Origin of the sequence: Undibacterium sp. Di27W, assembly GCF_049340345.1 — a bacterium.
In the GTDB taxonomy this organism is placed as follows: Bacteria; Pseudomonadota; Gammaproteobacteria; order Burkholderiales; family Burkholderiaceae_D; genus Undibacterium.
In genome coordinates this window covers 530,926-553,738 of the sequence record NZ_JBMPOS010000001.1, presented here as the reverse complement: position 1 = coordinate 553,738, position 22,813 = coordinate 530,926, and the positions used below count along the sequence as shown (strand labels likewise).

Here is a 22,813-nt window from a genome sequence, read left to right as displayed (position 1 = left end):
ATGTGCAAAAGACGTTTCAGGGAGCAAAAAACGAATAGCCATACGCAAGCGCCCATGGTCATGACCATAGGTGCTTTACATAAGGCGCATCTTCTCTCATCCGGACTATGACCGTCGGCCCTGGAATCACACCAGATCTGCTGACCTTGCACACTGCTGCAAATTGCTACAGCCGTTTTTACTGCAAGCGCTCGCGGGCTTGTTCACACGCATTACCATGGCAATGTTGTGAATTTACCGCCGGTGGGGAATTACACCCCGCCCTGAAGACGTACAACCTACCGAGATATTCGGCCATAGGATTATACGCAAAAATAAAATGCTTGCTTGGGCAGGCTTTACCCGGCGAAATCACTAAATACGAAAAACAGATATCAACATAAGAATTATTGAAAATATTGTTTGAATTGCCTCGCATTTCCACATGGCAACATCTATGCTTATTCTTAAAAGAAGTCTCCCAGCTTCCCATTTTTCCGCGTCGATATCATTTTAATCAGACGCACATGATTTTCTCAAACAGCACCGCTCCCAAAAAAACACATCAAAAGCGCGAGCTTTTTTGAATAAATTGCCTCTTAAGTAATTTATTTTATTTTTACGAATTAAACTAAAGGCAATATCAATCCAGCGACTTTGCATATATCAAATACGTATATAAGCAAATGAATACTAAGTAGTTTGGAATAAAGCCTAAATTCATTACGATGCACCTACTTTGCGCGAGGGCGAAATGACGTTGACCTATATATTTTCGGGATTTGCAGTGGGCACTCTGGTCGGTCTGACCGGCGTGGGTGGTGGCTCGTTGATGACTCCCCTGCTGACTCTGCTGTTCGGTGTGTCGCCAACAGTGGCGGTAGGCACCGACCTTGCCTTTGCTTCTATTACCAAGGCTGCAGGTACTTTTACTCATAGGCTACGCGGCACGGTTGAATGGCATGTAGTGCGCCTGCTGTGCTATGGCGCCTTGCCTGCTGCTGTTGTAGCAACTTTATTCCTCAAGCATTTTGGGGCGCTGGACAAGGAAATTGGCCAGCTCATACGCTATTCCATCGCTGTATCAGTCTTGCTGACTGTGGTTGCCTTGCTGTTTAAAGGCAAGATGCTGAACTGGTTGAACAAACATCCTGAAAAGCAATTGCAAGGAAAACAGCTCGCCATAGCGACTATCGTATCCGGTGCGGTACTCGGTACCCTGGTGACCATCTCATCTATCGGTGCTGGTGCGATAGGTGCAACTTTGCTGGTCATGTTGTATCCACGCATGTCTGCCGCCCATATCGCCGGTACGGATATCGCCTATGCTGTACCTCTGACAGCCATTGCCGCCTTCGGCCACTGGTGGCTGGGCTCAATAGACTGGGTCTTGCTGGGCAGTCTCTTGATAGGCTCTTTGCCAGGTATTACTTTGGGCTCGCTGGCAGCGCGCGCCGTACCAGAAAAATTTTTACGTGGCCTGTTGGCAACCACTCTGACTTTGGTTGCCGCCAAGCTTGTCCTTTGACTCTGTTTGCAATCGCGTACTTACAGACGCATTTTATGGGTAATTAAAGATGTATCGTTACGACCAGCACGATCACCAAATCATCAAGGAACGTATTGCACAATTCCGTGACCAGGTTAGCCGCCGGCTCTCGAATGAATTGAGCGAAGATGAATTCCGTATTTTGCGTCTGCAAAACGGCCTGTATATGCAGCGTCACGCTTATATGCTGCGGGTGGCAGTGCCTTACGGCATGCTGTCGTCGAACCAGGTACGTAAGTTTGCCCATATTGCGCGCAAATATGACCGTGGCTATGGCCACTTTACGACACGCCAGAATATCCAGTACAACTGGATCAATCTGGAAGACACACCAGACATCCTGGAAGAACTGGCATCAGTAGAAATGCATGCCATCCAGACTTCTGGCAATTGCATGCGCAATATCACCTCGGATGAATTTGCCGGTGTTGCTGCCGATGAAGTGATAGATCCGCGTGCCTATGCTGAAATCCTGCGTCAATGGACTACCTTCCATCCAGAGTTTGCCTACCTGCCGCGCAAATTCAAGATTGCCATCAATGGCGCAAAAGAAGATCGCGCCGCAATTGCAGTGCATGATATAGGCCTGACTGTGGTACACAATGAAGCTGGTGAAGTCGGCTTCAAGGTCATGGTAGGCGGTGGCATGGGCCGTACGCCTATCCTGGGTAGCGTGATACGTGATTTCCTGCCATGGAAGCATGTCATGACTTACCTGGAAGCGATTTTACGTATCTATAACCAGTACGGTCGCCGCGACAATATCTATAAAGCCCGCATCAAGATTTTGGTGAAAGCCATAGGTGCTGAAGACTTCGCCCTTCAGGTAGAAGAAGAATGGCAAGACATCAAAGATGGCCCGGCTACCCTGACAGAAGCAGAATTGAAACGCGTGGCCAGCTATTTCACGACGCCAGACTATGAAACCCTGCCTGCGCAGGATGCTGGCTACGAACAACATCTGCAAGACAATAAATCCTTCGCCAACTGGGTCAAGCGCAATGTCAAACCCCATAAAGTGACAGGCTATGTCGCTGTGGTGCTGTCGCTGAAAAAACCGGGCGTGCCTCCAGGCGATGCCAGTTCTGAACAACTGGACTTTATTGCAAACCTGGCTGATCAATACAGCTTTGGTGAGTTGCGTGTCACGCATGAGCAAAACCTGGTGCTGGCAGATGTCAAAGTCGCTGACTTGTTCAACGTCTGGCAAGAAGCCAAGGCCCACGGCCTGGCGACACCGAATATCGGTTTGCTGACCGACATGATCTGCTGCCCTGGCGGTGACTTCTGCGCGCTGGCAAATGCCAAATCCATTCCTATCGCACTGGACATCACTGACCGTTTCAATGATCTTGATTACCTGCATGATATTGGCGACATAGAACTCAATATGTCAGGCTGTATCAATGCCTGCGGTCATCACCATGTCGGCAATATCGGCATTTTGGGTGTGGACAAAGATGGCAGCGAGTTTTACCAGGTGTCCATTGGTGGTGCGCAAGGCAATAGCTCAGCCATAGGCAAGATCATAGGTCCGTCTTTCGCTGCTGGCCAAATGCCGGAAGTGATAGACCGCATCATCCAGGTATATGTGCGTGACCGCCTCGAAAACGAGCGCTTCATCGACACAGCGCAACGCCTGGGTATCGCCCCATTCAAGGAATTTGTGTATGCAACGCCGATACGTACCAATGAGCATCATGGCGAAGATGCCGGTACTGCAGTCAGCTACTGAAATTAAGAAAGTGCATCATGCGAGAAATTATTAAAGATAAAGCCATCGTCAGCGACGACTGGACAGTACTGCGCCTGACCGAGAATGAGACACCGGATGCCGTCAATGTACCGACAGGCAAAGTCATCATCCCTTTAAAGGTATGGTTGTTGCAACGCGAAAGCCTGCTGAACCGTACTGATATTGCCGTCTGGTTCAGCAGTGATGAGCAGGCAAAAGAATTAAAAGAAGACATCAGTCGCTTTAGCCTGCTGGCAGTGGACTTTCCTAAATTTGCCGATGGCCGTGGTTATTCCATCGCCTACAACCTGCGCTCACGCCTTAATTTCACTGGCGAATTGCGCGCTATTGGCGATGTCTTGCGCGACCAGTTGTTTTACATGCAGCGTGTGGGCTTCAATGCTTTTGCTACACGGGAAGACAAAAACATCCATGACGCCATCAAGGGCCTGACGGATTTTTCTGAAAAATACCAGACTTCCTGGGATGAAAAAAACCCCTTGTTCCGTCGTGCGGAGCGCACTGGAGCAGAGGCATGAGTGATTTTTTGGAGCGCCTTGCCGCAACACAGGCTATATTGGAAAGAATCGCTGACGAATTTGAGCCAGCCGTGTTTGCTTCCAGCCTGGCGGCAGAAGATATGGTGTTGACTGACCTGATCTTGCGCAAGAAATTGAATATCACGATTTTCTCGCTGGAAACCGGACGCCTGCATGCAGAAACCCTGGGCATGCTCGATAAAGTCAAGGAAACCTATGGCACAGAAATCAAGCTGTTCAAGCCTGATGCTGCCGCCGTAGAAAATTATGTCAGTCAGCATGGCCGCAATGCGTTTTACGACAGCGTGGAAATGCGCAAGGAATGCTGCCGCATACGCAAGGTAGAACCGCTGAAACGTGCCCTGGCAGGCAACAAGGCCTGGATCACAGGCCAGCGCCGTGCGCAATCTGCAACACGTACTGAGCTGGCGATACAGGAAGATGATGCAACACATGGCCTGCAAAAATTTAATCCTTTGGCAGATTGGTCAGAAGATGATGTCTGGCACTATCTCAGAAGCAACAATGTGCCTTACAATCCTTTGCACGACAAAGGATATCCATCGATAGGCTGTGAACCCTGCACCCGCGCAATACAACCAGGTGAAGATGTCAGGGCCGGACGTTGGTGGTGGGAAAACCCCGATTCCAAGGAATGTGGCCTGCATGTCGTTGATGGCAAGATGATCCGAATTAAACAAGCTGTCTGAAGAAGAAAAATCATGAATACTGTCGTGGAAAACCATTTTATTGATGCTGCGAGCAATCGCCACCTGGATTGGCTGGAATCCGAAGCCATCCATATCATGCGCGAAGTCGCGGCTGAATGCAGCAACCCTGCCCTGCTGTTTTCTGGTGGCAAAGACTCCATCGTCTTGCTGCGCCTGGCAGAAAAGGCTTTCCGCCCGGGTAAATTCCCTTTCCCACTGGTGCATATTGACACCGGCCATAACTTTCCTGAAGTCATCGCCTTTCGCGACAAGCGTGTGGCCCAGCTCGGTGAACGCCTGATCGTCGGTTCGGTAGAAGAATCGATACGCCGTGGCACGGTACGCCTGCGCAACCCGGCAACCGATTCACGCAATGCCGCACAAGCTGTCACCTTGCTGGAAACCATTGCCGAGCATAAGTTTGATGCCTGCATAGGCGGCGCCCGTCGCGATGAAGAAAAAGCCCGTGCCAAGGAAAGGATATTCTCTTTCCGTGATGAATTTGGTCAATGGAATCCAAAAGCACAACGCCCGGAATTATGGGATTTGTATAACACCCGCGTACACGCTGGTGAAAACATGCGCGTCTTCCCTATATCGAACTGGACTGAACTCGACGTTTGGCAATACATCGCCCGCGAAAAACTGGAATTACCACAGATTTACTTTGCCCATGAACGCCAGGTCATACCACGCAATGGCTTGCTGGTACCACTGACAGATTTGACGCCACCACGTGATGGTGAAACGGTAGAAACACAAATAGTGCGCTTCCGTACTGTGGGTGATATCTCCTGCACCTGCCCGGTGTCTTCTGACGCAGCAACGGTAGAAGCCATCATCGCCGAAACCGCCATTACCCAAATTACAGAACGTGGCGCCACACGCATGGATGACCAGACATCAGAAGCATCGATGGAAAAACGTAAAAAAGAAGGATATTTCTAATGAACGCCGTAGAACAATTGACTGCAGCCGTTGGTAGAGAACGTGGCCTGTTGCGCTTCATCACGGCGGGTTCTGTCGATGATGGCAAGAGCACTTTGATCGGGCGCCTGCTGTTTGACAGCAAGGGTATTTTTGCTGACCAGCTTGACGCCATCTCGCGCGCCAAGCATAAGCGTACCGTTGGCGACACGATAGACTTGTCCCTGCTGACGGATGGTCTGGAAGCAGAACGCGAACAAGGTATCACCATTGACGTGGCCTATCGCTATTTCGCCACGCCCAAGCGTAAATTCATCATTGCCGACACGCCTGGCCATGAACAATACACCCGCAATATGGTGACTGGTGCATCGACTGCCGATGCGGTGATTATTTTGATCGACGTTTCCAAGGTCAAACTCAATGATGATGGCAGCGTCGATTTGCTAACGCAAACCAAACGCCATTCTACCATTGCTCACTTGCTGCAGATTGAGCATGTCATCGTTGCCGTCAACAAGATGGACCTGATCGACTATGACCAGACCGTGTATGACCGCATCGTTGCTACTTATCAGGCATTTGCAGATCAACTGGGTTTGAAAAACATCCGCCCCATCCCCTTATCTGCCCTTGCAGGTGATAACGTAGTCACTGCAAGCGAAAAACTGGCATGGTACAAAGGGCCGACACTGATTGAACTGCTAGAGTCATTAAGCGTGTATGACGCCTGCCATGACGAACCTTTCCGCTTCCCAGTACAACTGGTGGCCCGTCACAATGGCCATGAAGCAAATGACTTCCGTGGCTATATGGGGCGCATCGAAGCTGGCAAAGTCAGCAAGGGCGATAAGCTGCTGGTGCAACCAGGTGGCCAGACTGCGACGGTCAAGGACATTCTGACGCTGGATACTTCGCTTGACACTGCCGTTGTTGGTCAGTCAGTGACGATCTTGCTGGATGAGTATGTCGATATTTCACGCGGCGATATGCTGGTTGGCGCTGACCGCCCGGCGACCCTGTTGAAAACCGTCAAGGCTGATTTGTGCTGGTTGTCGGAAGATACACTGGATACCCGCCGTAAATACTGGCTCAAGCACACCACCAGGCAAGTCGCTGCCCGAGTCACTGGGATTGATACCCTGCTCGATATCAATACCCAAGAACGCCGTCCCGCCGACAGCCTGAAACTCAATGATATCGCCACTGTTACCTTGAACGTGGCGCAGGCACTGGCAGTCGATGACTATCAGGACTTGCGCTCTACTGGTGCGTTCATCCTCATTGATGAAGTCACGCACCAGACCGTTGCTGCAGGCATGATACATCTGGCCTGAGTTATGAAGCAAACTCAGGGCAAAGTTTATCTGATCGGTGCAGGCCCCGGCGCTGCGGACCTGATTACGGTGCGCGGTGCCCGTCTGCTAGCGCAGGCAGACGTGGTGCTGTATGACGCACTGGTCACTACTGAAATGCTGGACCTGTGCCCGCAAGCAGTCAAAATCTCGGTAGGCAAACGCAGCGGACAACGCTCTGCTGCGCAAGAGCACATCAATCAGCAAATGCTGGAATGCGCGGCGCAATATGCCCTCGTCGTTCGCCTCAAGGGCGGTGACCCCATGCTGTTTGGCCGTGCTGATGAAGAACTGACTGCGCTGGAAGCTGCAGGCATAGACTATGAAATCGTCCCTGGCATCACGACGGCACTTGCAGCGGCAGCCAGTGTCAGACAACCACTGACCAAGCGTGGCGTGGCTCGTAGCGTGGCTTTGTTCACTTCCAGCACAGCCCCTGGCGAAAGCGCAGATACCCGCATACCTGAATGCGACACCCTGGTGCAATACATGGGTGGCAGAGAAGCCACGCTGACAGCACAACGTATGCTGGCCGCCAATTTCCCCGCTGATTTACCTGTGGTCATCATAGAGAATTGTAGCCGCCCCAATGAATGTAGTCAGGCTTTAAGCCTGGATGAATTATCCAGGGGCTTGCCTCTCAGCACAGGGCCAGTACTGGTCATGATGGGAGAGGCAATGCGTGCACGTAGCAGTAAATCATCCTGAAGAAAATCTGACCAGGAGATTATGGCGGCAACCTGACACCCAGCTTGCGCGCCATTAATTGCAGTACTCCGCCATCCCTTAATTGTTCATACAATTCATCATAGCGCGAACGTAGCTGTTCACAGGCAGCACTCTTGCAATAAGCCAGGTAACCGTCCTGCATATCCATAAAGGGCTCTATCATCTGCATCTCATTGCTGATACCCATGGTTTTCATGCTTGCTTCGGTATTGCGCATATTGGTCGCCAGATAATCCACTCGTTTTGCCACCAGCATATTCAAGCCATTGGTCAGGGTATTGGCAATCACGGGCTTGATAGTAGAACGCAGACTTTCAAATTGTGCTCCATATACCCAGCCATTGATGACACCCAGGCGCGAGCCGGGCAAGTTCGCATAATTACCATCCCAGCTCATCTCTGAACCTTTGCGTATATATAGCGCCATGACATCACGATAAAAAGCACGTTTGGCAAAACCGTATTTTGCTTCTCTCTCTGCTGTCTTGTAAGGGCCTATGAGTATGTGGGCCTGCTCATGCTCCACCATCCACTGCGCCCGTGCCCAGGGGTAGATTTCAAATTTGACTTCATCGCCATTTTGTTTGGCAAGCATACGAATAATATCTGCCCCCAGGCCGATGAACTCACCACTGGCGCTGCGTTCAAAGACGTTGGCAAACTCAGTACCAACAGCTAATACCTGGCCTGCATGAGCAGGCGCAGCCGCGCATATTGCCAGCATCAGCAAGACAAGTGAAGCTAACTTTTTTAGTTGGGGCATACTTTTCAGGTGCTTTAAAACTGCCATATTGATGAGTGTAATCTTTAAATCACGCACCATCCGTACTCATGTGAGTATTACAACAGCTTCAAACAATAATCACGTATCGCCTGCAAGACCGTCTCGTCTTCCCCCACGGCATTGGCTATCTTGAATTGCAAGCCCGGATGCCTGGTACGAATCTCTTCTGCCAGCACAGGCAAATCCCGCAAGACATGGCCGCCCTGCCCCAGAAACACTGGCGCCAGGCTGATACTGTCGCAACCATCAGCGACCAGTTGCGCTGCCAGTTCCGGCAAGGAAGGTGTCATGAACTCCAGAAAAGCCAGTGCCACGGTTACCTCGGGCAAGCTGGCTTGCGTCATTGCCTGCAAGCGCTGGAAAGGCGCAGCCCAGCGTGGGTCACGGGCACCGTGGGCAAACAGAATCAGAGCAGATTTGTTTGTCATCAGTTTCTTTCTACATAACGCAAGCCCAGCGAAGCAATAATCAGGAACAGCACACTAGGCACCAGCGCCGTCACCGGAGCAGGCCAGGTATTGAGTAAGCCTACGTGAGAAAACAAGGCATTGATCAGGTAAAAAGTCATCCCTAACATGATGCCGCTAAAAATCTTGAGACTGACACTACCGCTGCGTACATGCAAATAGGCGAACGGCAAGGCCAGTGCCATCATCACCAGCACGGCAAAGGGGTAAGTGATTTTTTTCCACAAGGCGATTTCATAGCGTTCAGCATCTTGTTTATTGTCAGCCAAATGCTTGGTGAATGCTGCCAGGTCCGTTGCCGACATGCGATCAGGGTCAGCAAACAAGACCGACAGGATATCCGGTGTCACTTCTGAAATCACTTCGCGACTTGCGAGTTTTTGACTTTTGACAGCGGCAATATCTTCACTGGTTAAGGTCTTGGGGAAAGAAGTTTCTATAACATCCGACAGCCGCCAGGTGTTTTTAGCCACATACTCGGCGTCTGTTGCAGTCATTTCTCGTGACAGATGAAAGTTTTTATCAAATTCAAATATCTTGACACCTTTCAAATGGCGATTTGGCAAAATTTCTTTGACGTTCAAGAAACGCGAGCCTATGACATCACCAGTCAAACCATGTTCACGCACCAGGTCCTTGGTCCACAAGCCAGTACGAAACTCTTGCGCCAGCGACTCACCAATCGCGCTGAGTTTCATTTTCTCCGCCAGTTTGCTGGACACGGGGGAAATGATTTCACCAAACAAAAAGGTCAAGACTACGAATATCATGCCTATCTTCAATAGTATCGTACCGGCCATCATGGTCGACATACTCGATGCACGCATGATAGTGAATTCAGAATTGGAGGCAAATTGCGCCAATACGTAAATCGTCCCTATCAAGACCGCGATAGGCATGAATTCATAAATGTAACCAGGCCAGCCCAGCAGCACATACAGCACCGCATGCTTGAGTTGATAGCCCCCCTTGTTCACTGAGGATTGCAGTTCATTGACGAGGTCAAAGAAAGAGAACAGTGCCAGCAAAGCCAGCATGACGAACAAGACCGCGCGTAAGATTTCACCGCCAAAATATTTTTGTAAAATTTTCATGCTGGACACTTTTCCTTGCCGCGGAAACCAGATTTGCAACGCGACCACAAAATCACGGGATGCCAGCGACTATTGACTTTCAAACGCCATAAAAACATGCTGAGGGTCATCAGGACAACAAACAGATGATGTGGCCACCATGCCATACCAAAGCTGCTGCGTCCCTGCACCACGAGCGCTTGCAAGATATTTGTAATCGATAAATAAACCACTACAAGAAGCAAGGCGATAATCAAATTGGCAGAGCGCCCTACACGTGGGTTGACATAACCTAAAGGAATCGCCAGCAGCAGCAGTACAGCACACATCACTGGCAGGGATATGCGCCATAACAATTCACCCAGCTTGGTATTATCGAGATTTTCCACCAAAGTCATCAAAGGCATGGATTTGGCGGATTTATCACCAGTTATGCTGGCATTCTGGCTGGAAACCAGCACACCATACTTCTCAAACTGCATCATCTGGAAATCGGGAGCAGTAGGCAAGCCGTCATAACGCCTCCCCTTGCTCATGACCAGGAATTTATCGCCGGCCTTGTCAATTTCTATCATGCCTTCGCGGGCAACGACGATACTGGAGCGCCCGTCTTTATAGGTATTGATGAAAACATTTTGTACTTTACTGAGGTCACCAGCCACCTCTTCCACAAAGAAAATACGGTCAGACGAAGCGGACTCCTGGAATTTCCCTGGTGACACCTTGGCAATATCCGAGCGTTTTTCAAAACGTTCGCGGAATTCCACGTTTTGCTGATTAGCCCAGGGCGTGACGATGAAACTCAATAAACCTGTGAGAATGATGAGAGGACCACCAAAACGCAAGACTGGCCCTATCCACTGGGTCAGACTCAGGCCAGAGGCAAACCAGACCACCATTTCAGAATCCTGGTAACTGCGGGTAACCACCAGCAAGACTGAAATAAAGCCTGTCAGCAGCAGCAAGATATGCATATTCATCAAGGCAGTAAAGCCTATCAGTGCTACCACATCAGCAGACGCAACTTTGCCTCCTGCTGCTTTGCCAAGGATGTTAATAAGCATCACGGAGATCGTGATGGTGAACAGAGTTGTGAAGACTGCGCCTGCGGCACTGTTTAATTCACGTCGAAGCGCGCGCTGAAAAATCATGAGTAGGATTATAATGTCTGTTTTACGAGACTTACAAAGAGGAGTAATACGTGGACTTTAGCATAAAAACAATCGACGCAAAAAGTGCCTCGACTGCCCATAAAGCAATTAAGACAGGCTGTATCGTAGTTGGCGTCTATGAAAACAAGAAACTTTCCGCCGCTGCAGCAGGTCTGGACAAGTCCGGCGACATCGCCGCCGCGCTGAAATCTGGCGATATCACGGGCAAAATAGGCACATCTTTATTGTTGCGCAAACTGGCTGATGTCGCTGCAGAGCGCGTATTGCTGGTAGGTTTGGGTGAAGAAGCCGCTGCAGTCAGCGAAAAATCCTTTAACCAGGCAGTACAGGCTGCTGCCCGTGTTTTGGCTGGCCTGGGTGCCAATGACGCCGTTGTCGCCTTGCCAGAAGTCAAAGACCGCGATCTGGGCTGGTCCATACGCAGCACTGTTGTAGCTTTCCGTGAAAGTATCTTCCGTGCTGATGGCTTGAAGAGCAAGAAAGACACATCAACCTCTGGCGTCAAAAAAGTCGCTATTGCTGTTGCCGCTGCAGATGCAACGGCTGCAAAAAATGCCTTGGCACAAAGCGTAGCTCTGGCCAATGGCATGGATTTGACCAAGGAACTGGGTAATCTGCCACCTAATTTCTGCACACCTACCCATTTGGCCAATACTGCCAAGAAAATCGCTACCGATTACAAAATGGTCGCAGAGGTACTGGATCGCAAACAGATACAAGCCCTCAAAATGGGTAGTTTCCTGTCTGTCACCAATGGCACAGTAGAACCACCGAAGTTCATCGTGCTCAAGCACAATGGCGGCAAAGTCAAAGACGCGCCTGTTGTTCTGGTCGGCAAAGGCATTACTTTTGACTCCGGCGGTATCTCGCTGAAAGCCGGCGCAGGCATGGATGAAATGAAATACGACATGGGTGGTGCAGCTTCTGTACTGGGTACCATGCGTGCCATCGGCGAAATGAAACTCAAGCTGAATGTCATCGCGGTTATCCCGACTTGCGAAAACATGCCTTCAGGCAGCGCCACTCGCCCTGGCGACATCGTCACTTCCATGTCTGGCCAAACCATCGAAATCCTGAATACGGATGCCGAAGGCCGTCTGATCCTGTGTGACGCACTGACTTATGCGGAACGCTTCAAGCCTGCAGCCGTGGTAGACGTCGCAACACTGACCGGTGCTTGCGTGACTTCCCTGGGTCATCATAACTCCGGTCTGTTCACTCGCCATGATGAAGCGCATGATCAACTGGCAGCAGAATTGCTGGCAGCAGGCAAGCAAACGGGTGATACCGCATGGCGCATGCCTATAGAAGAAGCTTATAACGAGCAACTGAAATCCAATTTTGCGGATATGGCAAACATTGGCGGCCCAGCTGGCGGCAGTATCACTGCAGCCTGCTTCCTTGAGCGTTATACCAAGAAATATACCTGGGCGCATCTGGATATCGCTGGTACAGCCTGGAAATCTGGTGCAGCCAAAGGCTCCACTGGCCGTCCAGTACCTTTGCTGACGACTTTCCTGATCAATCGCGCAGGCTAAATCAAGGCTATATAAGTGAACAGTGAGGCCGGCATCTGATTTATTCAGATTCCGGCTTTATTTTTGTATGGTCACTAAGGCTTGAACCAAAGTTCACTTCTGCCCAGGGGCATATTCGCCGGGTTCAGGAAGGGATTTTGCAACTCCAGCACGATTCTGTGTTTAAGCCCGGCTTTTTGTATTGAGCTTTGATGGTATTTCAGGAAGAGTTTTTCGAATTGACCATTGTGTATCAATATCTCCAGGCCATTCGTCAGGTCTAATGCGAACTGACGCTTGTTGGGGGCAACAAAGAAATAATAAGCCGCAGGATAATGCAGGGCAATATCCTGGCTGATAATGAGGTTTTTACCAGCATGGAGCTCTTGTTCTTTCCAGATTTCCATGATGGACCTGGGAAAATAATCAAAACGCCCCGCTTCCAGCATGCTGAATAAGGCTTCATAGGAATTCGCTGTACTCACTTTGAGTCCATTGCTTTCCAGAATTTTGACATCTGGCCAATCCAGCTCTTGCCCGGCAGAGTAATTCTCCATATCGTGCAAGGTCCTGATGGTTTTGAACATTTGCCGGTTTTCACTAATCACGAATGGGATGCGCCAACCCAGTAAACCCTTATCTATAGGGATTTTGATGGCAATCAGGCTTTTTTCTCTTTCATCAGTGGACATGCTCCACAAAAGATCGACTTCACCAGTGCCATTTTTCATTTCATGCACTGCCCTCCCCTGCTGCATGGTGGCCTTGCTGGGTAATAGCTTATATTTATTGGGAGAAGCAGCCAGGGCTTCAGTCAGCAATTCCTGGATATAATCAAAATGGCTGTCGGTCTTGGCTGCGGGTCGCGGATAACGTATGACAGTCGACTCTGCATGCGCAAACTGGCTGCCAAAGATGAATATGGCAATAATCAGAATAAAGAAATACTTGGGCATGGTGTGTCTGAAAAGAAAACCTGTCACTTTATTTTAATCTCTTTCCAGATAGGAATAAGTTGCAAACATACTTGAAAAGTCAACAATTGAAAAGCCTGGTCATCTCAATGAACCTGGATTGCTGCCTCGCCGAGACAGACTAATTTCCGAACTCGCAACATCGTATAATATGTGACGCATACACGCTCGCCCAGGCCAGCAGCATTTTTCATTTGCTGGCAAAGCTTATCGTCATTTATCACCCTCAAAAATATTCTCATGAAACTAGTTACCTGGAACGTCAACTCCCTGAAAGTCAGGCTCCCGCAAGTCTTGCAGTGGCTGGAAAGCAATCCTGTCGATGTCCTGTGCATACAGGAAACCAAACTCACCGATGACAAGTTTCCGCAAGCTGAGATAGAAGCGGCAGGCTACCATGTTGCCTTTACCGGACAAAAAACTTATAACGGTGTGGCGATTTTATCGAAACACACGATGACGGATATTCAAAAAAATAATCCGCATTTTGAAGATGAACAGCAACGACTGATTGCCGCGACCATTGCAGGCGTGCGTATCATTTGCGCTTATGTGCCGAATGGCCAGGCACCAGATTCCGATAAATTCCAGTACAAATTGAAATGGTTTGCAGCACTGGAAAACTGGGTCAGGGAAGAAATGGCGCGCCATTCCAAATTTGCCATACTAGGTGATTACAATATCGCCCCGGAAGACAGGGATGTCCACGACCCGGCTGCCTGGGTGGGCATGAACCTGGTGTCGCCAGAAGAAAGAGCCGCCCTTAAAAACCTGATAGCACTGGGGCTGAGCGACAGTTTCCGCCAGTTTGAACAAGCAGAAAAATCCTTTAGCTGGTGGGATTACCGCGCACTGGGCTTCCGTCTCAATAAGGGCGTACGCATCGACCATATCCTGCTGTCAGCAGAACTGGCCAAGCTATGCACCTCTTGCGTCATTGACCGCGTGCCTCGCAAGTGGGAGCAACCATCGGATCATGCGCCGGTGATTGCCACACTTGAGGGCATCTAAATACTACACCTTACTAGTCCTTACTATTCGTCATAACCCAGGCTAGGGGCAGAAGCTTTATTCTTTGCCCAGCTTGATTTGGCCGGTGCTATGCGTGGGCCTGCGCCTGAGTCTTCCATGCGGAAGGCTGACATCGCGGTTTTCAGCAAATTGGCCTGTTCTTCCAGCGAACCAGCAGCGGCAGCGGCTTCTTCTACCAAAGCTGCATTTTGCTGGGTTGCCTCATCCATGTGCGCCAGAGCCACATTGACTTGCTGAATACCGTCGCTTTGCTCTACAGAGGCGGTAGTGATTTCATTGATAATTGCCGCCACCTGGTCTACTGCCGAGACGATGCGGGTCATGGCGGCCCCCGCCTTATCAACCAGTTCAGAGCCTTCACTGACTTTGTTGACCGAGTCTTCAATCAGGTTCTTGATCTCTTGTGCAGCAGCAGCACTGCGTTGCGCCAGGGTACGCACTTCACTGGCAACCACTGCAAAGCCACGTCCCTGCTCACCTGCCCTGGCTGCCTCGACCGCTGCATTCAAGGCCAGGATATTGGTCTGGAAGGCAATACCCTCAATCACACTGATGATGTCGACAATCTTGCGTGAGCTATCACTGATACCCTGCATGGTAGTGACTACCTTGCCTACCACTTCACCACCCTGGGTTGCCACATCAGATGCATTGACTGCCATCTTATTGGCTTCACGGGCGTTGTCGGCATTATTGCGCACGGCTTCGGTCAATTCCTCCATACTCGCCGCAGTCTCTTCCAATGAAGATGCCTGCTGCTCGGTACGGCCAGATAAATCCATATTGCCGGTGGCAATTTCGGTCGCACCTACCGTAATAGAGTCAGTTGCCTTGCGCACATCCACCACCATGACGCGCAATTGTTCAAGAAAGCTATTAAAAGCGGAAGCAGTCTGGGCCACTTCATCATCCCCTTCTACATCGATTTTACGACTGAGGTCACCGCCACCAGCAGCGATATCCGACATGGCATCGCGCACACGCTGCAAACCAGACAGCATGCGACCTACCAGCAAGGTCGTCAAAGGCATAATTACGCCCAGCAAGATCAGCAGGACAACCGCAGAAATGATGAGCAACTGGTCCAGCGCTTCCAGGGCTTTTTTCTTGTCGATGACCAGAGCCAGGTAAATGTCAGAGCCTGTGATTTGCTGCAAGAGCATGAAGTGTGGCTTGCCGCCAATTTCAGTCAGGATAGGATCTTTTTGCTTGGACAGATTAGCCAGGTTATCCAGTGCCAGGTCAGGCGTGATTTCCTTGGCCATTTTCGTGACCCTGGCCTGATCAGGGTGAGCCAGGACCTGACCACTTTTATCCAGCAAGAAGGCATAACCACCACCCGCCAGTTTGATAGTCAGAATTTGATCCACTATCTTGGTCAGGAATACGTCTGCACCAACCACACCGCCCTCACCACCTTTAACAGGGGCAGCAAAGGTAATCATCAACCCTGGAGGGGCAACCCCCATGTAAGGCGAAGTCACGATGGATTTTTTGGCTTCCATGGCTGCTTTATACCAGGGACGCACAGTGGGATCGAAACCTGCGGGAGGAGGATCGGCTGGGATATTGGTGAATTGCTTGTCTGGTTGCCCCTGATAGACGCTGAGGAAGTTACCACCGGCACGCATCATCGTCAGACTGGATTGCAAATCAGCCCCATTACCCAGACCTTGTGCCAGGCTTTCCATCATGGACAGATTGGTCTGTATCCAGTTACTTAATACGGCGTTATAACCGGCAGCGACACCCCGAATTTCATTATTCAGGTCATTTTCTATCTGGGATTTCATCCTCAAATAACTACCTACGGTCAATACGATGGTGCAAATAGCAACCAATAATCCAATTACAACGATGAGTCTGGCTTTGAGAGATTTCATAGCTTCCCCTGAGTACGAACATGGATAAGTAACAAGACTTGCTTAAGCTAATCAGCAGTGTACCCCAGTGATAGTTGTGCAAATATCACACATAAAACACTATCGTTACGAGCAAATACAGAGAAAAGCTTAATGCTATACAACAATATTACGCCGCAGACCATGGAATGTGAAAAAAAGTTTATTCAATTCACCACTTTGTATAACAAGTTAACAAGTCTGTCGGTTGGCAACATCAGTTTAGTTCAAAAAACCTATCTTATTGTGCTGACAAGAATGCATTGTATTAATAAAAAACCGTTAGCATTTCTAGAGCAAGCAATTTAGACTGAATATTTCCCCGGGGGCAAGAATGACCATCATCATCACCACAGACAGACTGCAACTGCGCACCATCAGCACCGACGATGCTGCTTTTTACCTGGCGCTGGTGAATGACCCTGCATTCATAGTAAACATCCGCGACAAGGGCATACGTACCCTGGAACAGGCGCGCACTGATATTGTCAATGGCCCCATGGCAAATCAGGAAAAAATAGGTTTCAGCCTGTATGTGGTAGAGCGCAAGGAAGATGGCCAGGCCATGGGTTTGTGCGGACTGGTCAAGCGGGAGAGCTTGAAGAATATAGACCTGGGCTATGCGTTTTTACCGCAATTCCTGGGGCAGGGATATGCCAGGGAAGCCGCCAGAGCAACACTAACCTATGCCAACACACATTTGCGCATCGCCAAACTGGCCGCTATTACCTCGCCGAATAATCTCGCTTCTAATAAATTATTGCAAGACCTGGGGTTTCAACTGGAAGCTGTTGTCGTACTGGCTGGTGAAAGCAGAGATACCAATTTATATGGGTACGAATTTTAAATTGGTATCTACGTCATTCGTAAAAGATTTATAGGAAACGGTCGAGTATCCTGCGGCTATGTTTGTCTATCTCATACATATCACGTATCAGGAATTGTATGCCGTGATTATCGGTAATCAATAAAGATGTTTTGCCTATGCGGCGTATATCTTCGTCGCCCTTGAGGACGAAATCGGTCTCGCCACGGTCTGTTGCTACTGTCCAGGTACAAGGCAAAGCAAAGCTGGTGACACTGATGATGCTGCTGATTTCAGGCATGAATTCACGCCCTTCCAGCTCTTCCATGACCAGTTCACGCGCGTCTGCTGCCAGATCATCGAGCTGATCTATCCATGCGACTTCGCGTCCGTCGGTCATGACCAGGGATATGCCTGTCAAGGGTGATTGGATAGGAAATGCCCGTACCGGACTGACACCTTCAAACACTTCACCAGCTTCATTGCTGAGTATCAGTTTGCCGAAAGAATTGCGGCTCAGGGTAAATTTTGTTGTTATCATCTTCTTTTACTCCTCAACCAGTTCTGCATTACGGGCTTGCGCCTGGTACAGATTATAGTAAGCACCTTCTTTGGCCATCAATTCATCATGGCTACCCACTTCGACTACCTGGCCCCTGTCCAGCACCACCAGACGGTCGGCTTTGTGCAGGGTAGACAGTCTATGTGCAATCGCAATCGTAGTACGGCCTTGCACCAGGTTATCCAGGGCTTTCTGGATTTCTTTCTCGGTTTGCGAATCAACGGAAGAAGTGGCTTCATCCATGATCAAAATGCGCGGGTCTATCAACAAAGCACGCGCAATCGAGATACGCTGACGCTCACCGCCAGACAAGCCCTGACCACGCTCCCCCACCATGGAGTCATAGCCTTGCGGCAGACGCAAGATGAATTCATGAGCATGGGCAGCACGCGCCGCCGCGATGATTTCATCCCTTGTGGCTTCTGGCTTACCATAGGCGATATTCTCGGCGATGGTGCCAAAGAACAGGAAAGGCTCTTGCAAGACCAGGCCGATATTTTGGCGATAATCCGACACAGCAAATGAGCGTATATCGACACCGTCCAGCAAGATCGCACCTTCCGAGACATCATAGAAACGGCAGATCAGGTTCACCAGCGTACTCTTGCCTGAACCACTATGCCCAACCAGGCCTATCATTTCGCCAGGTTTGATGTTGAGGTTGATACCACGGTTGACAGCGCGGTTACCATAACGGAAGCCGACTTCGCGCAATTCTATCTGGCCTTTGACTTCTTTTACCTTCACCGGATTTTGCGGATCAGGCACGCTCGATACATGATCAAGAATATCAAAAATACGCTTGGCAGCCGAAGCAGATTTCTGCGTCACGGAGACGATACGGCTCATGGAATCAATACGGCCATAGAAGTTACTGATGAAAGCCACAGCAGCTACCAGAGAACCGACAGTAATATCGCCCTTGGAAATCTGCCAGATACCAAAGCCCCAGACCACCAGGATGCCAAGATCAGTCAGGAATGACACCGTAGGTGAAAACAGCGACCAGACCTTGTTGAGCTTGTCATTGACGGCAAGATTATGTTTATTGGCTTCGCGGAAGCGCCCTGCTTCGCGTTTTTCCTGCGCAAAGGCTTTGACTACGCGTATGCCTGGAATAGTATCGGCCAGGACATTGGTCACCTCACCCCATACCCTGTCTATCTTTTCAAAGCCGGTACGCAATTTGTCACGTACCAGGTGGATCATCCAGGCAATGAATGGCAATGGCAGCAAGGTCACCAGGGCCAGCTTGGTATTGATTTGCAACAGAAAACCAGCCGTCATGATGAACATCAGCACGTCCGTTGCAAAGTCCAGCAGATGCAGCGACAGGTAAACGCAAATACGGTCACTCTCACTACCTATGCGCGACATCAGGTCGCCAGTGCGCTTGCCACCAAAATATTCCAGCGATAATTTCAACAGATGCTCATAGGTCGCAGTACGCAAATCCGCACCTATGCGCTCTGACACCAGGGCCAGTATATACGTCTTGCCCCAGCTCAGCAGCCAGGCAACAACTGCGGAACCAAGCAAACCACCGATGTAGAACACCACCAGTTTGGGATCGACGTGTGCGCCGTTTTGATACGGAATCAGCACCTCATCCGTCAGCGGCTTGGTCAGGTAGCGCGGAATCATGTGCGCAGCAGTGCCCAGCAACATCAGCGTGAAACCGAGCAGCAATTGCAGGCGATAAGGATGGGCAAATCGCCACAGACGCAATAAAGTCCATGTAGATGGCGGTGTATAGATGACCTTGGTACAGACAGGACACTCTTCCTGATCTGGTTCCAGTACGGCTTTGCAACTAGGACAAATATTTTGTTCTGCGCGGACTACCGGCATGCCAGTGACATGGCTATGCAATTGCTCCTTGAACTGATCCAGCAGGCGTATGGCATGCAAATTCTGGCCCAGGGTGAAGCGCCAGCTAGCCTGCAAGCCCTGCTCATCAACGAGTTCCAGATGGCCGACACCGGCATGGTCATGATGACTTAATTGCAAACCCTGACGAAAACGCCATTCTTTCCAGTCAGCCTCACCTGGTGATTTGGCCAGCAAGCGCTGATCTGTCACCACCAGCAGGCCCTTGCGGAAGCGAAGTTTATTGTCGAGGTCAACCTCCAGGGCAGTTAAAACGTTCTCGCCCTTGACGATCTGACTGTTGAGGTCAGACTGCCAGGATACTGGAAGTGAGGTAACAGGCTGTTCAGGGTTGAATTGTGTTGTAGTCATCGTCAAACAAACTCCTGCTCAAGAGCTGGTCCCAAAGCAAATCAGGACATTAATTTTAGTAAAAGAGATCACTTGGTTCCCGTTTCCGGCATAAGCCATGTCACGGGAGCAGCAATTTACGGTATTCTATCGGAAGAAAAATAATCAGATAAATCTGATCAAGAGGATGAACTGCTTTTGCGCTGGCGCGCAAGTATATCAGCAAGCGTGCCTTTCTCAGCCGCTTTCAAAATGATATACAAAGTAATATTGTGGCTATGGCAAGATTTTCAAGATACCAGAAAATCTCTCCTGGTCCGGCCAGCCCAAGATGTTGCGCATTCAGGGAAAACGAAGAAACGCTCTAAAAAATGACAAGACCTGGTCTGCATAAACCCGGCTTATAAAAGTTTATATACATGACAACAAACAAGAAAGACATCCGCATTCTCAGCGCAACGCACTTGCGTGGCCCGAATATCTGGACTTACCGCCCTGTCATTGAAGCAGTGCTGGATATTGGTGCGCTGGAAGAATTTCCATCGAATAAAATCCCCGGCCTGTATGAACGCCTGACGGCCTGGTTACCTGGAATCATAGAGCATCGCTGTGGTGTCGGTGAGCGTGGCGGATTTCTGGAGCGCCTGCGTGAAGGCACCTGGTCTGGTCATATCCTTGAACATGTCGTCCTTGAATTGCAAAACCTGGCAGGTATGCGCACCGGTTTTGGTCAGACCCGTTCTACCAATGTAGTCGGCGTTTACAAAATGGCTTTCCGCACCCGTGAAGAGCAGGTCGGCCGCGCTGCCCTGCAAATTGGCCGTGACTTGCTGATGGCGGCAATTGAAGACCAGGCTTTTGATCTGCAAACCAGGGTCACAGAATTGCGTGAACTGGTAGATGACCGCTGCCTGGGCCCAAGTACTGCCAGCATTGTTGATGCCGCCACTGAGCGCCGCATCCCTTCCATACGTTTAACAGATGGCAATCTGGTGCAACTCGGCCATGGCGCTGCCCAGCGCCGTATCTGGACCGCAGAAACTGACCGCACCAGCGCCATTGCTGAAAGCATCGCCAGCGATAAGGACTTGACCAAAACCCTGCTGCAATCTTGCGGCGTGCCTGTCCCTGAAGGCTCCCTGGTGCGCAGTGCTGAAGAAGCCTGGGAAGAAGCACAGGATATTGGCCTGCCCGTGGTCATCAAACCCTATGACGGCAATCATGGCCGCGGCGTTTCGCTAAACCTGATGAGCAAGGAAGACGTGATAGCTGCCTATGAACTGGCATCACGCAAGGGCGATAGCAAGAGCGTCATCGTCGAACGTTTTGTCACGGGTGATGAACATCGCGTCCTGGTCGTCGGCAATCAGGTGGTCGCCGTTGGTAAAGGCGAGTCGCTATGGGTAACTGGCAATGGCAAATCGAATGTCACTGAACTGGTTGATGACCAGATCAATACTGACCCACGCCGTGGTACGACAGAAGACTGTCCGTTAAATGCCCTGGACCCGGGTGCAGGTGCAGAAATCATTCTCGAATTAAAACGCCAGGGAATGGATGCCAATTCCATCCCGCTGGCGGGGCAAAAAGTATTGATACAGCCTAACGGCAATGTCGCTCTTGATGTCACCGATAAAATCCATCCTGATATCGCCTATGCCGCGACACTGGCCGCACGTATCGTCGGCCTGGATATCGCTGGCGTGGACCTGGTGGCAGAAGACATTTCCCGCCCCATGGCAGAACAGGGCGCAGCGATTATTGAAGTCAATGCCAGCCCAGGCTTGCTGGCCCACATCAAGCCAGCCAATGGCGAAGGCCGCCCTGTTGGCAAAGCCATCATCAATCATTTGTTTGCACCGGATGAAAGTGGCCGTATCAGCATCGTCGGCGTTGCTGGCACCAAGGGTTGCAGCCTGATTGCCCGCCTGATCGGTGCCCTGATCAATATCAGTGGCAAGGAAACCGGTGTCGCTTGCGCTCAGGGCCTGTTCCTGAACAAGCGCATGGTCACCGATGGCGATTGCGCCAACTGGGAAGCTGGCCAGAGATTGTTGATTAACCGCTCGGTCGAAGCCGCTGTCTTTGAAACCAATGCCAGGGCCCTGCTTAGCGATGGCCTGGCTTATGACAAATGTGCTGTGGGCGTAGTCACCGATCTGGATGGTCATGCCGACCTGGGCGCTTATTACATAGACAGCTCGGACCAGATGCGCAAAGTCTTGCGTACCCAGGTGGATGTGATTTTACCTGACGGCGTAGCTGTATTAAATGCAGCCGATCCAGCCGTGGCTGATCTGGCTGAGCTCTGTGATGGCAAGGTCATTTTTTATGGCAAGGATCCATCACTCGAAGCCATCATTAATCACCGCGCCCTCGGTGAGCGCGTGGTATTTTTGCGTGATGACAATATCGTACTGGCAGATGGCGAAACTGAAACAGCTCTGTTACCCCTGAGCGCCTTGAAACCTGCAAAAGTCGCACAGGCTGAAAGTGTGCTGGCAGCGGTTGCAGCAGCATGGGCTTTGAACATCACGCCAGAGCTGATAGGCGCTGGCCTCAGGACATTTGACTCCAGCAAGAAAGCTCCTTACTGACTGTATTGACCATTGCGCGGATACCCGATCTGGTATCCGCAAAAATACAAGATATATTGTTTAAGTATTTTCTTAGAATTTGCTATTTATCTGATGGTGTGATTTCTGATATTTCTGAGGTTTAATGTTCAGATTGCATACATGAAGCGCACCATCGTTTGACGCCTTTTTCAACAGGATTAAGTT

The 22,813-nt window shown here is 50.2% G+C and carries 19 protein-coding genes and 1 riboswitch; of the genes, 11 read left to right on the top strand and 8 right to left on the bottom strand.

Translation table 11 applies throughout. The features are described 5' to 3' along the window. Positions 1-84 precede the first annotated feature (84 nt). A riboswitch (FMN riboswitch) is annotated at positions 85-275 on the bottom strand. A gap of 458 nt (positions 276-733) precedes the next feature. The 7 genes from ACO0LF_RS02475 to cobA are packed head-to-tail and all read left to right on the top strand — an operon-like array spanning position 734 to position 7,502. Next, a complete protein-coding gene (locus ACO0LF_RS02475) occupies positions 734-1,507 on the top strand; it encodes a sulfite exporter TauE/SafE family protein (protein WP_423011572.1) in 774 nt (257 codons plus the stop codon). Positions 1,508-1,556: 49 nt separating this feature from the next. Continuing rightward, entirely contained in the window at positions 1,557-3,263 is a 1,707-nt protein-coding gene (locus tag ACO0LF_RS02470; RefSeq protein WP_423011570.1) for a nitrite/sulfite reductase, read from the top strand. 17 nt (positions 3,264-3,280) lie between these two features. After that, positions 3,281-3,802, top strand: coding sequence for a DUF934 domain-containing protein (locus tag ACO0LF_RS02465; protein WP_423011568.1), 522 nt, complete (start codon positions 3,281-3,283; stop codon positions 3,800-3,802). Next, positions 3,799-4,512 (top strand): phosphoadenylyl-sulfate reductase, encoded by a 714-nt coding sequence (locus tag ACO0LF_RS02460; RefSeq protein WP_423011566.1) that lies wholly within the window; start codon positions 3,799-3,801, stop codon positions 4,510-4,512. Before ACO0LF_RS02465 ends, ACO0LF_RS02460 begins: the two co-directional genes overlap by 4 nt. A gap of 12 nt (positions 4,513-4,524) precedes the next feature. Next, entirely contained in the window at positions 4,525-5,460 is a 936-nt protein-coding gene (gene cysD, locus ACO0LF_RS02455; RefSeq protein WP_423011564.1) for a sulfate adenylyltransferase subunit CysD, read from the top strand. Continuing rightward, positions 5,460-6,776, top strand: coding sequence for a sulfate adenylyltransferase subunit 1 (locus ACO0LF_RS02450; RefSeq protein WP_423011562.1), 1,317 nt, complete (start codon positions 5,460-5,462; stop codon positions 6,774-6,776). Before cysD ends, ACO0LF_RS02450 begins: the two co-directional genes overlap by 1 nt. Before the next feature lie 3 nt (positions 6,777-6,779). Further along, the gene (cobA, locus tag ACO0LF_RS02445; RefSeq protein WP_423011560.1) at positions 6,780-7,502 is read left to right on the top strand and encodes a uroporphyrinogen-III C-methyltransferase; all 723 of its coding nucleotides are present in this window, start codon (positions 6,780-6,782) and stop codon (positions 7,500-7,502) included. 19 nt (positions 7,503-7,521) lie between these two features. On the opposite strand, the gene ACO0LF_RS02440 is transcribed toward cobA, so the two are convergent. The 4 genes from ACO0LF_RS02440 to lptF all read right to left on the bottom strand — a co-directional run bounded on the left by ACO0LF_RS02440 (position 7,522) and on the right by lptF (position 10,998). Continuing rightward, positions 7,522-8,286, bottom strand: a complete 765-nt coding sequence (locus tag ACO0LF_RS02440; protein ID WP_423011558.1) for a substrate-binding periplasmic protein — start codon at positions 8,284-8,286, stop codon at positions 7,522-7,524. A gap of 77 nt (positions 8,287-8,363) precedes the next feature. Next, complete coding sequence (locus tag ACO0LF_RS02435) at positions 8,364-8,735, bottom strand: sirohydrochlorin chelatase (RefSeq protein ID WP_423011556.1); 372 nt, start codon at positions 8,733-8,735, stop codon at positions 8,364-8,366. Next, positions 8,735-9,868: an LPS export ABC transporter permease LptG gene (gene lptG / locus ACO0LF_RS02430; protein WP_423011554.1), complete on the bottom strand. Its 1,134-nt coding sequence runs from the start codon at positions 9,866-9,868 to the stop codon at positions 8,735-8,737. The genes ACO0LF_RS02435 and lptG overlap by 1 nt, the downstream gene beginning before the upstream one ends. Then, complete coding sequence (gene lptF, locus ACO0LF_RS02425) at positions 9,865-10,998, bottom strand: LPS export ABC transporter permease LptF (protein WP_423011552.1); 1,134 nt, start codon at positions 10,996-10,998, stop codon at positions 9,865-9,867. The genes lptG and lptF overlap by 4 nt, the downstream gene beginning before the upstream one ends. 50 nt (positions 10,999-11,048) lie before the next feature. Here lptF and ACO0LF_RS02420 point away from each other — a divergent pair, with 50 nt between their 5' ends. After that, a complete protein-coding gene (locus ACO0LF_RS02420) occupies positions 11,049-12,557 on the top strand; it encodes a leucyl aminopeptidase (protein ID WP_423011550.1) in 1,509 nt (502 codons plus the stop codon). Between the two features lie 74 nt (positions 12,558-12,631). Here ACO0LF_RS02420 and ACO0LF_RS02415 read toward each other — a convergent pair whose 3' ends face one another. Beyond that, positions 12,632-13,492, bottom strand: a complete 861-nt coding sequence (locus ACO0LF_RS02415) for a hypothetical protein (RefSeq protein ID WP_423011548.1) — start codon at positions 13,490-13,492, stop codon at positions 12,632-12,634. A gap of 258 nt (positions 13,493-13,750) precedes the next feature. On the opposite strand from ACO0LF_RS02415, the gene xth reads away from it, so the two are divergent. Beyond that, positions 13,751-14,521 (top strand): exodeoxyribonuclease III, encoded by a 771-nt coding sequence (gene xth / locus ACO0LF_RS02410; RefSeq protein ID WP_423011546.1) that lies wholly within the window; start codon positions 13,751-13,753, stop codon positions 14,519-14,521. Between the two features lie 23 nt (positions 14,522-14,544). Here the strand turns inward: xth and ACO0LF_RS02405 are convergent, their stop codons facing one another. Further along, positions 14,545-16,425 (bottom strand): methyl-accepting chemotaxis protein, encoded by a 1,881-nt coding sequence (locus tag ACO0LF_RS02405; RefSeq protein ID WP_423011544.1) that lies wholly within the window; start codon positions 16,423-16,425, stop codon positions 14,545-14,547. A 352-nt stretch (positions 16,426-16,777) separates the two neighbouring features. Between ACO0LF_RS02405 and ACO0LF_RS02400 the strand changes: the two genes are divergently transcribed. Continuing rightward, positions 16,778-17,290 (top strand): GNAT family N-acetyltransferase, encoded by a 513-nt coding sequence (locus ACO0LF_RS02400; RefSeq protein ID WP_423011542.1) that lies wholly within the window; start codon positions 16,778-16,780, stop codon positions 17,288-17,290. 28 nt (positions 17,291-17,318) lie between these two features. On the opposite strand, the gene ACO0LF_RS02395 is transcribed toward ACO0LF_RS02400, so the two are convergent. Continuing rightward, positions 17,319-17,789, bottom strand: a complete 471-nt coding sequence (locus tag ACO0LF_RS02395) for a DUF1854 domain-containing protein (RefSeq protein WP_423011540.1) — start codon at positions 17,787-17,789, stop codon at positions 17,319-17,321. A gap of 6 nt (positions 17,790-17,795) precedes the next feature. Further along, on the bottom strand, positions 17,796-20,051 hold the full coding sequence (locus ACO0LF_RS02390) for an ABC transporter ATP-binding protein (RefSeq protein ID WP_423011538.1): 2,256 nt from the start codon (positions 20,049-20,051) through the stop codon (positions 17,796-17,798). A gap of 398 nt (positions 20,052-20,449) precedes the next feature. Between ACO0LF_RS02390 and cphA the strand changes: the two genes are divergently transcribed. Further along, entirely contained in the window at positions 20,450-22,627 is a 2,178-nt protein-coding gene (gene cphA, locus ACO0LF_RS02385) for a cyanophycin synthetase (protein WP_423011536.1), read from the top strand. Positions 22,628-22,813: the final 186 nt, after the last annotated feature.

What these genes read in the sequence shown, in the direction of transcription:
- ACO0LF_RS02475 (WP_423011572.1), top strand. Translation starts at nt 734, where the DNA reads ATGACGTTGACCTATATATTTTCGGGATTTGCAGTGGGCACTCTGGTC.
- ACO0LF_RS02470 (WP_423011570.1), top strand. Translation starts at nt 1,557, where the DNA reads ATGTATCGTTACGACCAGCACGATCACCAAATCATCAAGGAACGTATT.
- ACO0LF_RS02465 (WP_423011568.1), top strand. Translation starts at nt 3,281, where the DNA reads ATGCGAGAAATTATTAAAGATAAAGCCATCGTCAGCGACGACTGGACA.
- ACO0LF_RS02460 (WP_423011566.1), top strand. Translation starts at nt 3,799, where the DNA reads ATGAGTGATTTTTTGGAGCGCCTTGCCGCAACACAGGCTATATTGGAA.
- cysD (WP_423011564.1), top strand. Translation starts at nt 4,525, where the DNA reads ATGAATACTGTCGTGGAAAACCATTTTATTGATGCTGCGAGCAATCGC.
- ACO0LF_RS02450 (WP_423011562.1), top strand. Translation starts at nt 5,460, where the DNA reads ATGAACGCCGTAGAACAATTGACTGCAGCCGTTGGTAGAGAACGTGGC.
- cobA (WP_423011560.1), top strand. Translation starts at nt 6,780, where the DNA reads ATGAAGCAAACTCAGGGCAAAGTTTATCTGATCGGTGCAGGCCCCGGC.
- ACO0LF_RS02440 (WP_423011558.1), bottom strand. Translation starts at nt 8,286, where the DNA reads ATGCCCCAACTAAAAAAGTTAGCTTCACTTGTCTTGCTGATGCTGGCA.
- ACO0LF_RS02435 (WP_423011556.1), bottom strand. Translation starts at nt 8,735, where the DNA reads ATGACAAACAAATCTGCTCTGATTCTGTTTGCCCACGGTGCCCGTGAC.
- lptG (WP_423011554.1), bottom strand. Translation starts at nt 9,868, where the DNA reads ATGAAAATTTTACAAAAATATTTTGGCGGTGAAATCTTACGCGCGGTC.
- lptF (WP_423011552.1), bottom strand. Translation starts at nt 10,998, where the DNA reads ATGATTTTTCAGCGCGCGCTTCGACGTGAATTAAACAGTGCCGCAGGC.
- ACO0LF_RS02415 (WP_423011548.1), bottom strand. Translation starts at nt 13,492, where the DNA reads ATGCCCAAGTATTTCTTTATTCTGATTATTGCCATATTCATCTTTGGC.
- xth (WP_423011546.1), top strand. Translation starts at nt 13,751, where the DNA reads ATGAAACTAGTTACCTGGAACGTCAACTCCCTGAAAGTCAGGCTCCCG.
- ACO0LF_RS02405 (WP_423011544.1), bottom strand. Translation starts at nt 16,425, where the DNA reads ATGAAATCTCTCAAAGCCAGACTCATCGTTGTAATTGGATTATTGGTT.
- ACO0LF_RS02400 (WP_423011542.1), top strand. Translation starts at nt 16,778, where the DNA reads ATGACCATCATCATCACCACAGACAGACTGCAACTGCGCACCATCAGC.
- ACO0LF_RS02395 (WP_423011540.1), bottom strand. Translation starts at nt 17,789, where the DNA reads ATGATAACAACAAAATTTACCCTGAGCCGCAATTCTTTCGGCAAACTG.
- ACO0LF_RS02390 (WP_423011538.1), bottom strand. Translation starts at nt 20,051, where the DNA reads ATGACTACAACACAATTCAACCCTGAACAGCCTGTTACCTCACTTCCA.
- cphA (WP_423011536.1), top strand. Translation starts at nt 20,450, where the DNA reads ATGACAACAAACAAGAAAGACATCCGCATTCTCAGCGCAACGCACTTG.